Annotated in this window: 10 protein-coding genes; 6 read left to right on the top strand and 4 right to left on the bottom strand. The window is 75.1% G+C overall.

Translation table 11 applies throughout. The annotated features are described in order from the left end of the window. Positions 1-14: 14 nt before the first annotated feature. Entirely contained in the window at positions 15-1,268 is a 1,254-nt protein-coding gene (locus ACFU9A_RS00445) for an amidohydrolase (RefSeq protein WP_430573287.1), read from the top strand. A 47-nt stretch (positions 1,269-1,315) separates the two neighbouring features. Here the strand turns inward: ACFU9A_RS00445 and ACFU9A_RS00450 are convergent, their stop codons facing one another. After that, on the bottom strand, positions 1,316-2,722 hold the full coding sequence (locus ACFU9A_RS00450; RefSeq protein WP_430573288.1) for a glutamate decarboxylase: 1,407 nt from the start codon (positions 2,720-2,722) through the stop codon (positions 1,316-1,318). Positions 2,723-2,883: 161 nt separating this feature from the next. On the opposite strand from ACFU9A_RS00450, the gene ACFU9A_RS00455 reads away from it, so the two are divergent. Then, the gene (locus ACFU9A_RS00455; protein ID WP_430573289.1) at positions 2,884-3,501 is read left to right on the top strand and encodes a TetR/AcrR family transcriptional regulator; all 618 of its coding nucleotides are present in this window, start codon (positions 2,884-2,886) and stop codon (positions 3,499-3,501) included. 80 nt (positions 3,502-3,581) lie between these two features. Further along, on the top strand, positions 3,582-4,361 hold the full coding sequence (locus ACFU9A_RS00460) for a glucose 1-dehydrogenase (RefSeq protein ID WP_430573290.1): 780 nt from the start codon (positions 3,582-3,584) through the stop codon (positions 4,359-4,361). A gap of 6 nt (positions 4,362-4,367) precedes the next feature. Here ACFU9A_RS00460 and ACFU9A_RS00465 read toward each other — a convergent pair whose 3' ends face one another. Further along, positions 4,368-6,359 (bottom strand): penicillin-binding transpeptidase domain-containing protein, encoded by a 1,992-nt coding sequence (locus ACFU9A_RS00465; RefSeq protein ID WP_430573291.1) that lies wholly within the window; start codon positions 6,357-6,359, stop codon positions 4,368-4,370. 38 nt (positions 6,360-6,397) lie between these two features. Between ACFU9A_RS00465 and ACFU9A_RS00470 the strand changes: the two genes are divergently transcribed. After that, the gene (locus tag ACFU9A_RS00470) at positions 6,398-7,147 is read left to right on the top strand and encodes a M15 family metallopeptidase (RefSeq protein ID WP_430573292.1); all 750 of its coding nucleotides are present in this window, start codon (positions 6,398-6,400) and stop codon (positions 7,145-7,147) included. Here the strand turns inward: ACFU9A_RS00470 and ACFU9A_RS00475 are convergent. Both ACFU9A_RS00475 and ACFU9A_RS00480 read right to left on the bottom strand, forming a co-directional pair. Then, positions 7,144-8,385 (bottom strand): MalY/PatB family protein, encoded by a 1,242-nt coding sequence (locus ACFU9A_RS00475; RefSeq protein ID WP_430573293.1) that lies wholly within the window; start codon positions 8,383-8,385, stop codon positions 7,144-7,146. The genes ACFU9A_RS00470 and ACFU9A_RS00475 overlap by 4 nt on opposite strands. Before the next feature lie 92 nt (positions 8,386-8,477). After that, positions 8,478-9,185 carry a hypothetical protein gene (locus tag ACFU9A_RS00480; RefSeq protein WP_430573294.1) on the bottom strand — a complete coding sequence of 236 codons (708 nt, stop codon included), beginning with the start codon at positions 9,183-9,185 and terminating at the stop codon, positions 8,478-8,480. A gap of 302 nt (positions 9,186-9,487) precedes the next feature. Here ACFU9A_RS00480 and ACFU9A_RS00485 point away from each other — a divergent pair, with 302 nt between their 5' ends. Continuing rightward, positions 9,488-9,790: a hypothetical protein gene (locus ACFU9A_RS00485; RefSeq protein WP_430573295.1), complete on the top strand. Its 303-nt coding sequence runs from the start codon at positions 9,488-9,490 to the stop codon at positions 9,788-9,790. 97 nt (positions 9,791-9,887) lie between these two features. Further along, positions 9,888-12,839 carry an AAA family ATPase gene (locus tag ACFU9A_RS00490; RefSeq protein ID WP_430573296.1) on the top strand — a complete coding sequence of 984 codons (2,952 nt, stop codon included), beginning with the start codon at positions 9,888-9,890 and terminating at the stop codon, positions 12,837-12,839. Positions 12,840-12,899 lie beyond the last annotated feature (60 nt).

Genomic DNA, 12,899 nt, shown 5'->3' on the forward strand with positions numbered 1-12,899 from the left:
GGCATGATGGCCGCATGAACTCTCCGATCCGCACCGTCCGCTCGTCCGTCGCGATCACCAACGGCCACGTCGTCCCCGTGGACGGCCTGCCGGTGGACGGCGGCACCGTCCTCGTCGTCGACGGCGTCATCGCCGCGGTGGGGGCGGACGTCGAGGTGCCCGACGGCGTGCGGGTCGTCGACGCGGGCGGCCGGTGGGTGCTGCCGGGCTTCGTGGAGTCGCACGGGCACGTGGGCGTGCACGAGGAGGCCGAGGGCTGGGCCGGCGACGACACCAACGAGAAGACCGACCCCGTCGGCGCGCACCTGCGCGCGCTCGACGCGATCAACGTCGAGGAGGAGGGCTTCCGCGACGCCCTCGCCGGCGGCGTGACGTCGGTCGTCGTGAAGCCCGGCTCGGCCAACCCGATCGGCGGCCAGACGGTCGCGATCAAGACGTGGGGCGGGCGCACCGTCGACGAGCAGGTGATCAGCGAGGCCGTCTCGGTGAAGTCGGCGCTCGGCGAGAACCCCAAGCGCGTGTACGGCGAGCAGAAGAAGCAGCCGTCCACCCGGCTCGGCGTGGCCGCCGTCATCCGGCAGGCGTTCCTCGACGCGCAGCACTACGCGGCGCAGCGCGACGCCGCTGAGGAGAAGGGCGAGCCGTTCGCCCGCGACCTCGGCAAGGAGACCCTGGCGCGGGTGCTCGCCGGCGAGCTCGCCTGGGACCAGCACACCCACCGCGCCGACGACATCGCGACGGCGCTGCGCCTGGCCGACGAGTTCGGGTACCGGCTCGTCGTCAACCACGGCACCGACGGCGCCGCGATCGCGGACGTGCTCGCCGAGCGCGACGTGCCGGTGATCTTCGGCCCGATGCTCACCTCGCGCTCCAAGGTGGAGCTGCGCCACCGCGACATCGGGAACCTCGCCCGGCTCGCGGACGCCGGGGTGCGCGTCGCCATCACGACCGACCACCCGGTGGTGCCGATCAACTTCCTCGTCCACCAGGCGTCGTTCGCCGTGAAGGAGGGCCTGGACCCCCAGGTCGCGCTCGAGGCGCTCACCGTGAACCCGGCGTCGTTCCTCGGTCTCGACGACCGCGTCGGCGCGCTGACGCCCGGGCTCGACGGCGACGTCGTCGTCTGGTCGGGCGACCCGCTCGACGTCGGGTCCCGCGCCGAGCACGTCTTCGTCACCGGCACCGAGGTCTACACGTGGGACCGGGACGCCGACGGCGGGCGCGGCGCCGGCCGCGTGCGCGAGCGGTCGGAGCGCTTCGCCCGCTGACCTGCACGGCCGCCGAACAGGCAGAGTGTCTCGCCACCGGGCCCGGGTCAGTGGATGAAGCCGGTCCGCTGGCCCTCGGTGGGCATCGGGCCGGTGAGGGCGTCGAGGTAGGCGACCTCCTCCTCGAGGTCGGCGAGGAACGACGCGGCGAGGTCCTGGCTGAGCCCGCTGCGCACGACGACGCGCTGCACGGTGACGTCGGTGAGGTCGTCGGGCATGGGGTAGGCCGGCACGAGCCAGCCGCGCGTGCGGAGCCGGTCGGACAGGTGGTAGAGGTTCCAGTTCTCCGTGTGCCCCGGCTTCAGCCGCCACGCGAAGACGGGGATGTCGGAGCCGTCGTTCCACAGCTCGAACGCGGGCAGCTTCCCGACGCCCTCGGCGAGGAACCGCGCGACGTCGGACGACGCGTTCTGCACGGCCTCGTACCCCGCCCGCCCCAGCCGCAGGAACATGTAGTACTGCAGCAGCACCTGCGACCCGGGCCGGGAGAAGTTCAGCGCGAGGGTCGGCATGTCGCCGCCGAGGTAGCTCACGCGGAACACCAGGCTCTCCGGCAGCGCCTCCTCGTCGCGCCACACCACCCAGCCCAGGCCGGGGTACACCAGGCCGTACTTGTGGCCGGAGGTGTTGATCGACGCGACCCGCTCCACCTGGAAGTCCCACACCAGGTCGGGCTGCACGAACGGCGCGACCATCGCCCCCGACGCGCCGTCCACGTGGATGGGCACGTCCAGCCCGGTGGACGCCTGGATCCGGTCGAGCGCGGCCGCGATCTCGGTGACCGGCTCGTACATGCCCGTGTAGGTGACGCCGAGGATGGCGACGACGCCGATGGTGTCCTCGTCGACGTACGTCGAAAGGTCGTGCCCGTCGAGCACGCGGTGCTCCTCGCTGATGGGCACGTAGCGGGGCTCGACCTCGAAGTAGTTGCAGAACTTCTCCCAGCAGACCTGCACCGCGCTGGACATCACGAGGTTGGGGGTGCCGACGGGCTTGCCGGCGTCGCGCCTGGCCTGCTGCCAGCGCCGCTTGAGCGCGAGCCCGGCGAGCATGCACGCCTCGGAGGACCCGATGGTGGAGGTGCCCATCGCGTGGTGCGGGTCGGGGGCGTGCCACAGGTCGGCGAGCATGCGCCAGCACCGGTCCTCGACGGCGGCGGTGGCCGGGTACTCGTCCTTGTCGACCATGTTCTTGTCGGCGGCCTCGAGGTAGAGGCGGCTGGCGTGGTCGTCCATCCAGGTGCCGACGAACGTGGCGAGGTTGAGGCGGGCGTTGCCGTCGAGCATGGCCTCGTCGTGGACGATCTGGAACGCCGTCTCCGGCAGCGACTCCCCCGCCGGGAGGCGGTCGCGCGGCACCGAGCGCGTCTCTCCCGGGCGGACGAAGACGGGGTTGAGCTCGACGTCCCCGCTGCGGGGGCGGCGGCGGCCGCTCCCTCGGGTCCTGCTGACCATGGCGGTTCCCCTCGTCGGTGGCGGGTGCGGCACTTTCGAGCCTAGGTCGGGCCCGGTGGGCTCACCCGGGCAGCCGGGGTGAAGTGAGTTAGGCGACACGTGTTGCCTAACTGGTTTCTCCGGCGTAGCGTCGAAGACGTCGGAGAGCGGAGGTGACGGGCATGGACAAGCGGGTGGAACGCACCGCGGAGGCCCTGCGCACCGCCGTCCTCGAGCTGGCCGCGGAGCAGGACGTCGCCGACCTCACCGCGTCGGCCGTCGCCGCCCGCGCCGGCATCAACCGGGCCACCTTCTACGACCACGCCGCGAACCCGGCCGACCTGCTGGCCCGCGTGCTCGGCGCCGAGCTCGACCGCATCCGCGCGGAGTTCGACGCCGACGTGCGGGAGGTCGCCGGCCACGCCACCCACGACGACGCCGAGCACGTCGTGGCCCGCTACACCGGCGCGCTGCAGGCGCACGTCGAGGCGCACCTGCCCGTCTACGAGCGGGCGCTCGACGGCGGCCTCAGCGCGCCCCTCGCGCGGCTGCTCGCCGACCACGTGTCCGGCACGCTCGCCGACCACCTCCGGGCGCACCCCGGGCTCATGCCCCTCGACCCCGGCACCCCCGCCGACCAGGCCGACCGCTACGCCCGCGCCTTCGCGACGTACGTCGGCCTCGGCACCGTCGGCGCCCTCGAGGTCTGGCTCAGCGCTCCCCCGCCCCGCGACCCCGGGTTCTTCCCGCGCGTCGCCCACGACGCCCTGCCCGCCTGGTGGACCACGCCGTCCCCCTGACGTCCCCTCCGTCCCGGGACCGTCGCGTCCCAGGCGGGCAGGTGCACCCACTCACCGCAGAACCACGAAGGAGGGCCGACATGGCCGTCAGCACAGGAAGCCGCGTCCACAACAAGGTCGCGATCGTCACCGGTGGCACCGGCGGGATGGGCGTCACCCACGCCCGCGCGCTGGTCGCGGAGGGCGCCCGCGTCGTGATCGCGGACCTCGACGACGCGAAGGGCGAGGCGCTCGCCACCGAGCTCAACGGCACCCGGGGCGACGTCGCCCGCTACGTCCACCTCGACGTCACCAGCGAGGACGAGTGGGCCAGGGCCGTCGCCGTCACGCTGGAGGAGTTCGGCCGCCTCGACGTGCTCGTCAACAACGCGGGCATCGCGAACGGCGGCCCGATCACCGAGTTCGACACGGACGCCTGGCGCCGGATCATCGACATCAACCTCACGGGCGTGTTCCTGGGGATCCGCGCCGTCTCGCCGATCATGGCGAAGGCGGGCGCCGGGTCGATCATCAACATCTCGTCCGTCGAGGGCATGCGCGGCAGCGCCGGCCTGCACGGGTACGTGGCGTCCAAGTTCGGCGTCCGCGGGCTCACCAAGTCCGTCGCGCTGGACCTCGGCCCGTACGGCGTGCGCGTCAACTCCGTGCACCCCGGGTTCATCTCCACGCCCATGACGGCGTCCCTGAACCCCGACGACCTGCTCATCCCGCTGGGCCGCGCCGCCGACCCGGCCGAGGTGTCGCAGATGATCGTGTTCCTCGCCAGCGACGAGTCCAGCTACTCCACGGGCTCCGAGTTCGTCGTCGACGGCGGCCTCATCGCCGGCGTGCCCTCGAAGAAGGGCCACGGCCAGCTCTGACGGCCGTCACAGCCCGTCGAGGAAGTCCTCCATGACGGGCCCCGCCGTGTCCGACCCGCGGTGGCCGTCCTCGATGAAGACGGCCACCGCGAGGTCGTCCACGATGGCGAGCATCCACACGTGCTGCCGGGAGCCGTCGCCGTACTGCGCGGTGCCGGTCTTGGCGCCGACGATGCCGGGCACGTCCTGCAGCATGTCGGCGCTGCCCTCGGTGACGACGCCGTGCATGAGCTGGCGCAGCACCTTCGCCTCGTCCTCGCCGACACCCGGGGTCGAGGGCTTCGCCGCGTCCTTCTTCTTCTCGTCGCCCCGCACCAGCACCGGCTCGACCCGCTGACCGGCGGCGACGCTCGCGGCGACCGTCGCCATGCCGAGCGGCGACGCCTGGACCTTGCCCTGGCCGATCATCGACGCCGCGTGCTCGGTCTCCCCCGCCTCCGCCGGCACCGCGCCGAGGAACGCGCCGACGCCCATCGACTCCGCCGCCACCTTCTCGTCGGCCAGGCCCAGGTCCGACGCCGCGGTCGCGAGGTCCGCCTGCGCGACCTTGTCGCGCTGGGCGATCATCGCCGTGTTGCACGAGTGCGCGAAGGCGGTGCTCAGCGGCACCTTCCCGGTGGCCGACGACGGGTAGCCGGGCACGTTGCCGAACGTGCGACCGTCCACCGTGATCGAGTCCGTGCAGGCCACCTTCGTGTCGGGGGTGATCCCCGCGCGCTGCATCGCGAGGGCGTCGACCACCTTGAACGTGGACCCCGGCGGGTACTGGCCGAGCGTCGCGGTGGACCAGCCCTCGCCGCCCGGGCCGCTCGCCGCGGCGAGCACCGCGCCGTCGGACGGCCGGATCGCCACGATCGCGCTGGCCGGGTCGACGTCGTCGAGCACGTCCTCCGCGTGCTCCTGCAGGTCCTGGTCGAGCGTGGTCCGCACGGGCGTGCCGTCCACCGCGTCGACGCGGTACAGCTCGCGCTTGTCGTCCTTGTCCTTCGAGGGCTCGCCGTCCAGGCCCACGTCGCCGTCCGCGCCGCCGGCGGGCACCACGGAGACGACCACGCCCGGCGAGCCCGTGAGCTGCTCGTCGTAGTCCGCCTGGAGCCCCGACAGGCCCACCACCTCGCCGGCCTGGATCGCGCCCTTCGACTTCTCGACGACCTCCTTGGTGGCCTCGCCCACCCGGCCCAGGATCGGCTTGGCGAAGGTGCTGGTGGGGCCCAGCTCCTGCGTGTCCTCGATCGCGCGCACGCCGATGATGTCCAGCGCGTCGTCGACCGTGAAGTCGACGCCCGAGCTCTCCTTGCGGATCGTGATCGCCTCGACGAACGCCTTGTCGCCCGCGGCCTCGACCTTGGCGAAGAACTCGTTGGGCTCCAGCCCCACGAGCTGCGCGAGGTCGCGCGCGGCCGACTCCTCGCCGAGGCCCTCGACCGCCGTCTTGTCGACCCCGAGGTGCCAGACGCCGCGGGACGTCACCATCGGCTTGTCGTGCCCGTCGAGGAGGTCGCCGCGGTCGGCGTCGAGCGTCTTGACGCGCAGGCGCTCGCCGGGCGCGAGGTCGGGCACCAGCACGTCCGGGCTCCACGTGGTGCGCCACGTGCCGTCGCCGTCGCCGCTCTCGGGCGCCGTGTACGCCAGGTGGGCGGTGGTCGAGTACGTCCAGGAGAGGTCGCGGCCCAGCGGCCACGCCCAGTCCAGCGTGACGTCCGCCGTCGTCGCCCCGTCCTTGGTGACCGCCTTGCCCACCTCCGCGACCTTCACCGTGCGCTCCCGCTTGCCCGCCGCGTCGACCAGCGGCTCCAGCACCTGCGTGAGCTGGGCCTGCGGGTCGACCGACCCGGGCGCCTTCAGCGGCAGGTCGCCCACGTCGCCGGCGAGCAGCGCGGTCGCGAGCGCCTTGGCCGCGGCATCGACCGGGGGGACGTCGGGGCTCGTGCAGGCCACCAGGGGCACGGCCACCACAGGGGCCAGGACGGCGGCGAGGGCGAGGCGGTAGCGGCGCACCTTGGCGAGGTTATCGGCTTCCTGGCAGTCTTGACGGCATGTCCCCCCGTGTCCTGGTAACGGTGCTGCATAGATTTTGTGCGGCCTCCGTCGCCGGTGCGGTGGTGGCCTGCGGCGTGATCGTCCCGGCGGCCGCGGCGGGCGCCGCGATCCCCGTCCCGCGGCCCGACGACGCGATGGCCCTGACCCGCGCGTGGACCCCCGTGGACGACCCCGCGGACCCCCTGGTGCTCGTCAACAAGTCCCGCCCGATCAGCCCGCGCGGCTGGGCCCCGGACGACCTGGTGAGGCCCGACGTCCCGGCCCTCGGCGCCCACGACCGGCTGCGGCCCCGGGCGGCCCGGGCCCTGGAACGGCTGGCCGCGGCGGCCGACCACGCCACCGGCCGCGAGCTGGTGCTGGCGTCGGCGTACCGCTCGGAGGCCGACCAGCGCCGCCTGTACGCGCGCTACGTCGCCGGGCACGGCCGCCGCGAGGCGGACACGTTCTCGGCGCGGCCCGGGTTCTCGGAGCACCAGACGGGGCTGGCCGTCGACGTGGCCCAGCAGGGCACGTCGTACACCCGCTTCGGGCGCACGGAGACCGGGCGCTGGGTGGCCGCGAACGCGTGGCGCCACGGGTTCGTCGTGCGGTACCCGAAGGGCGCCGAGGACGTCACGGGGTACTCGGCCGAGCCGTGGCACCTGCGCTACGTGGGCACCGCCCTCGCCACGCGCATGCACCTGGCCGGGACCGGCACCCTCGAGGAGGCGTTCGGCGCCGCGGCCGCGGCCGACTACGGGCGCTAGGCCCCGGCGAGGGCGCGGCCGAGGCGCTGCGCCGCCTCGGTGAGAACCGCCGTCGAGGTGGCGAGGTTGAGCCGCAGCCGCCCCGCGCCTCCCGCGCCGAACCGCACGCCGTCCTCGAGGGCGAGCCGGCCGCGCTCGAGCACGAGGTCGGCGGCCCCGGCGGCGGGGACGCCGGTGGGCAGGGCGGCGCGGACGTCGAGCCACGCCAGGTAGGTCGCGTCGGCCGGCCGCAGCCGCACGGCCGGGGCGTGCTCGGCGAGCAGCGCGCCCGCGAGGCCGCGGTTGCGGTGCACGCCGTCGAGGAGCGCGTCGAGCCACGGGCCGCCGTCGCGGTAGGCGGCGGCGTGGGCCAGCACGGCGAGGTGGTTGACGGCGTGCCCGGCCTCCTCGGGGATGCGGCGCAGGTCGGCGGCGGCGCCCGGCCCGCCGAGCAGCGTGGCCGCGCGCAGCCCGGCGAGGTTGAAGGCCTTGGACGCCGACTGCACGACCACCGCCCGGTCCGAGCCCGCCACGGACAGCAGCGGCACGAACGGCGCGGCGCCCGCCGCGACGCGCTCGAACGTGAACGGCGCGTGGATCTCGTCGGCCACGACGCGCACGTCGTACCGGTCCGCGAGCGCCAGGACGGCCTCGAGCTCGGCGCGCGTGTGCGCGGTGCCGGTGGGGTTGTGCGGGTTGCACAGGAGCAGGACGGCGCGCCGCCCGGACCCGGGACCCGTGCCCTGGTCGGCGGCACCCGTGGCGCGCGCGAAGGCGTCCTCGAGCGTGCCGAGATCGAGGCGCAGGTCCTCCGTGAGCGGCGCCTCCAGCACCCGGCGGCCCTCGTTCCCGGGGAAGCCGTAGAACGGCGGGTACACCGGCGGCGTGACGACGACGGCGTCCCCGGGCGCGGTGAGCACGCGGAGGGTCTCGACGATCGCCACCATGACGTCGGGCATCGTGCGGCTCGACGCGACGTCCGGCACCCACCCCCACCGCTCCTCGGCGAACGGCGCGAGCGCCTCGGCGTACGTCGTCCCGATGTCGTACCCGGTGTCGCCGAGGTCGAGGGCGGCGCGCACGGCGTCGACGACGCAGGGCGCCACGGGCGTGTCCATCTCGGCGACGAACAGCGGCAGCACGTCCGGCGGGTGCACCCGCCACTTCACGGACGTGCGGCGGCGCAGGTCGTCCAGGGTGAGCCGTTCGAGGGGGTTGCCGACGGCGGTCGTCGTGGCGTCGGGCTGGTAATCGGTCACGGATCCGGTCTACCAGAGCGGCCGATCCCCGACATGACGATTCCTCCGCGCCCTCGGTCGGGACGCGGAGGAATCGCTCCGTCGGTGGGTGCTCAGCCCGCGGCGGCCGCCGGCTTCACGACGGGCGCCCACTCCTCCTCGACGAGGGCCGGGCGGTCGTCGTCGGTGCGGCCGGCCCAGCGGCGCGCGTCCTCGATGGTGGCCGCGAGCAGGCCGCGCAGGCGGGCGTCGGTGTCGGGCACGAACGCCTCGCTGATGCCCTGCACGGCGGTCGAGACGACCGACGGGGCGGCGTCGCGCACGAACCGCTTGGGACGCACGCGCGTGCCCTCGCAGAACCGGTAGGCCCACTCGGCGGTCTTGGGCGACGCGGCCAGGGCGTCGGCGCTCTCCGGGGCGAGGGTGCCCTCGGGGCGCCCGTCCAGCACGTCGAGCATGCGCTCGGCGCCGATGATCGCCACGGCCAGCGTCTGCTGCCGGTCCGCGGGCGCGACGGGCAACGCCACCTGCGCCGCACGCAGCGCGATCTGCACGTCCCAGCGCGGGTCGGAGCTCGTCAGCCCGATGACGGACGGGATGAGCGGCGCGAGCTGCGGCCGGTTCCCGTCGGAGGTCAGGTCGTTCACGGCGCGGGCCAGCATCGCGAGCAGCGGGTGCGTGCACTGGGGATGGTCGCTCCAGCGTTCACCGGCCAGGAACGACGCGAGCTCCATGAAGCACGCGCCCTTCTTCGGGTTGCGGTGCTTGCCGCGCCCGAGCATCGGCAGCGCGTCGAAGGCGCCTGAAACAGATCCAGCCACGAGTCCACCCCCGTATCGGTCCGGTCCCCCTCAGTGTGCGTCCGCTGTGACCCACGTCGCAACGGATGCCGGGTATTGCACCCCCGACCGGGGGGCTCAGACCGCCGGGACCCCACCTCAGACGCACCCCGGACCCTCCCGGCCCGACGTCTGAGGTACCCCACGGCCGAAGACGGGACGGTTGCCCGATCCCCGCACCGGGGCCTCAGGACGAGCGTGGTCACCACGAGATCGGGAGAGCCGGCGGTGGCCGGCACGGAAGGCCGGGAGGACCGGCCGGTGAGGGGATCGAGATGGACCAGATGATCGGTTTCGACCGAGCCATCCAGGCGGAGCTGGAGTACCGGCGGGAGCGTCTCGCCCGCTCCTACCAGCGCGGCACGCCCGCCCCGGTGCGGGCGGTGGGCCGCTGGGCCGCGGACGCCGTGCGGCGGCTGCGCGCGGCGCGGGGCGCGGCGCAGCAGCTCGGCGCGACCCTCGACGCCGTCGCGGACCGGACCGACGCGTCGGCATGGGAGCGCCAGGTGACGCGGCGGGCGGAGCAGATCGGGCACGGGCTCGACGCGTTCCGGCCGCAGGACGACGCCGGACGCCGGGCCGCCTGACCGGGGCGCCCCGACGATGAGCGGCACGACGGTCCGCGCGGCGATCGGCCCCGGAAAAGCAGCGGCGGGTGTGGGTGCGCGGTGGGACGATCACCTGGTGCGACGTTCCAGCGAGGTCCCCCTGATCGCCCGCCAGGAGGAGGTCACCGCCTTCCGCGGTGCGCTGGAGCGCGCCGCGGAGGGCGAGCCCGGCGTGCTGCTGCTCGGCGGCGATGCCGGGGTGGGCAAGACGCGCCTGGTCACCCACCTCGCGGACCTGGCGCGCGACGCCGGCGCGCGGGTCGTCGTCGCCCACTGCGTGGACCTGGGCGACGTCGGCATCCCCTACCTCCCGTTCACGGAGGCGCTGGGCGAGCTGCGGACGGTCCCGGCCGTGGCCGAGGTGATCGCCGAGCGCCCCGCCCTGACCCGCCTGCTCGACCCGGCGAGCGGCTCGGGCACCGACCACGCGGAGCGGCTGCAGCTGCTCGACGGCGTCGCGGGCAGCCTCGCGGCCGCCGGGCGCGCGGGCTCCCCGCTGGTCCTGGTCCTCGAGGACCTGCACTGGGCGGACGAGTCCACGCGGGACGTGCTGCGGTTCGTCGTCGCGCGGATGCGGTCGGAGCACCTGCTGCTGGTCGCCACCTACCGCAGCGACGACGTGCACCGGCGCCACCCCCTGCGCCCCGTCATCGCCGAGCTGCACCGCCAGCGCCCCGTGGAGCACGTGGAGCTGTCCCCCTTCACCCCCGACGAGCTGCGCGAGTTCACCACCGCCACGCGCGGCGAGCCCCTGGACGAGGCCGAGTTCGACGCCGTGCGCAGCCGGTCCGACGGCAACGCGTTCTTCGCGGAGGAGCTGCTCGACGCCGGGCAGCCGTCGTCGGGCCTGCCGTGGTCGCTGGCCGACGTGCTGCACACGCGGCTGCAGCGCCTCGACCCCGCCGTGCAGCAGCTGGTGCGGCTGGCGGCCGTCGCCGGCCGCCAGGTGGACGAGTCCCTCCTGCGGGCCGCGGCGCCGCGCGTGCCCGGGCTCGACGGCCCCGGCGTCGCCGACGCGGCGCTGCGCGAGGCGGTGGCGCAGCAGGTGCTGGGCGTCGAGGGCCAGCAGGTCGCCTTCCGGCACGCCCTCGTGGCCGAGGCGCTCGTGCTGGACCTGCTGCCCGGCGAGCGCACCACGATGCACCGCGCGTACCTGGAGGCGCTGGGCGCCGACCCGGCGCTGGGCTCGGCCGCCAAGCGCGCCCACCACGCGCTGCAGGGCCACGACCTGACCGCCGCCCTCGTCGCGTCGCGCGAGGCGGCCCGCAGCGCCGCCGAGCTGCTCGCCCCCGCGGAGGAGCTGCGCCACCTGGAGCAGGTGCTGTCCCTGTGGGAGTCGGTGCCGGGTGCCGAGGAGCTGCTGGGCGCCGACCGCGTGGCGCTGGCCCTCGAGACGGCCGCGGCCGCCAGCTCCGCCGGCCTGTCGATGCGGGCGGAGCAGCTCGCCCGGCGTGCCGTGGAGGGCCTCTCCGGCGACCCCGACCGCCAGGCCCGCCTGCGCCACGTGCTCGTGCGCTACGTCCTGGACCTCGAGTCCCTCGACGACGCCCTGGCCCAGTCCACCGGCGCCCTCGACGTGCTGCTCCCGGGCGCCACCGCCGCCGGCGTCTCGGGGCCGTTCCCCGAGGTCGTGGACGCCGACGCCACCCCGGAGCTCGCGTGGACGCTCGCCGTGCACGCGCGCGTCCTGCTCACGGTGGACCGCGACGACGAGGCCGGCGTGTTCGCCCGGCAGACCGTCGACGTCGCCCGCCGCGCGGACGCGCCGGGCGCGGAGGCCGACGCCCTGACCACGCTCGCCGTGCTCGAGGTCGGCACCCCGGACACCGCCGCCGAGCTGGTCGACCGCGCCCGCGAGCGGGCCGTCGTCGCCGGCGACCTGCGCACCGAGATGCGCTGCTGGTACGGCCTCGCCACCACGCACTTCTACGCGGGGCACCTCGACGAGGCCGAGCGCGTCCTCGAGGCCGCCATCCGGCGGGGCCGCAGCACCGGCGTCATCTGGGGCGTCTACGGGGTGCAGCTGCTGGACCTCGCGCTGCTGGTGTCGTACTTCACCGGCGACCTCACCGACCAGCCGATCCTCGACGGCGCGCCCGCGCCGGCCCTCCTCTACCTCGACGCCGGCCGCCTGTACGCGACCACCGCCCGCGAGGGCGGCGACGCCGTCGCGGCGGCCGAGGCGCTGCGCCCGGCGTGGGGCGTGGACGGGCAGATCGCGCTCGTCGCGGGCGGCACGCTGGCCGACGCGCTGACGTGGGCGGGCCGGTACCACGAGGCCGTCGCGACCGCCGAGGAGGTCGCGGCGCACGTCGGCGCGACCTGGTCCGAGTACTTCCTGGGCCGCATCTGGCTGTCCGCCCTCGCGCTGGGGGGGCTCGCCGAGGACGCCGAGGCCGGCCCGCACGGCGCCGACGCCGCCCGGGCGCTGCTGGACCGCGGCGACGACCTCCTCGCCGTCGCGCAGGAGACGGCGCGCCGCGGACGCCCGCGCGGGGGGAGCCTCGGCCCCGAGGGGCGGGCGTGGCTGCGCCGCGCGGCCGCGGAGCACAACCGCCTGCGCGCCGCCCTCACGGACGACCCGGCCGACCCGGAGCTGTGGGAGGCGACGGTCAAGGAGTTCGACTTCGGCTACCGGTACGAGGTGGCCCGGTCCCGCTTCCGGTGGGCGCAGGCGCTGCGCGCGGCCGGCGACGTCCCGGCCGCCGAGGTCGAGGCGGCCGAGGCGCTCGGCGAGGCGACCGCGATGGGCGCGGTCCCGCTGGCCGACGCGATCCACGCCTGGGGCCGGCGCGCCCGCGTGCCGCTGCCCGGCACGCGCCGCACGTCGTCCGTCCTCACCGAGCGGGAGGAGGAGGTGCTGACCCTCGTCGCGCAGGGCCTGAGCAACCGCCAGATCGGCGAGCGCCTCTACATCTCGACCAAGACGGTCAGCGTGCACGTGTCGAACCTGCTCGCGAAGCTCGGCGTCTCGGGGCGGGCGGAGGCGGTCGCCGTCGCGCACCGGCGCGGTCTGCTCAGCGTCTGAGTGCCCAGGGTCCATACTGGGCCCGTGCCGGAAGCCCAGGCTGTCGGCTCCCCGCCCGGA

The sequence above is a fragment of the Isoptericola sp. NPDC057653 genome (assembly GCF_042799955.1).
Taxonomy (GTDB): Bacteria; Actinomycetota; Actinomycetes; order Actinomycetales; family Cellulomonadaceae; genus Isoptericola.

Bases quoted from the DNA above. Each gene is read 5' to 3' on its own strand.
- ACFU9A_RS00455 (WP_430573289.1), top strand. From the start codon at position 2,884: ATGGACAAGCGGGTGGAACGCACCGCGGAGGCCCTGCGCACCGCCGTC.
- ACFU9A_RS00450 (WP_430573288.1), bottom strand. From the start codon at position 2,722: ATGGTCAGCAGGACCCGAGGGAGCGGCCGCCGCCGCCCCCGCAGCGGG.
- ACFU9A_RS00470 (WP_430573292.1), top strand. From the start codon at position 6,398: ATGTCCCCCCGTGTCCTGGTAACGGTGCTGCATAGATTTTGTGCGGCC.
- ACFU9A_RS00485 (WP_430573295.1), top strand. From the start codon at position 9,488: ATGATCGGTTTCGACCGAGCCATCCAGGCGGAGCTGGAGTACCGGCGG.
- ACFU9A_RS00445 (WP_430573287.1), top strand. From the start codon at position 15: ATGAACTCTCCGATCCGCACCGTCCGCTCGTCCGTCGCGATCACCAAC.
- ACFU9A_RS00460 (WP_430573290.1), top strand. From the start codon at position 3,582: ATGGCCGTCAGCACAGGAAGCCGCGTCCACAACAAGGTCGCGATCGTC.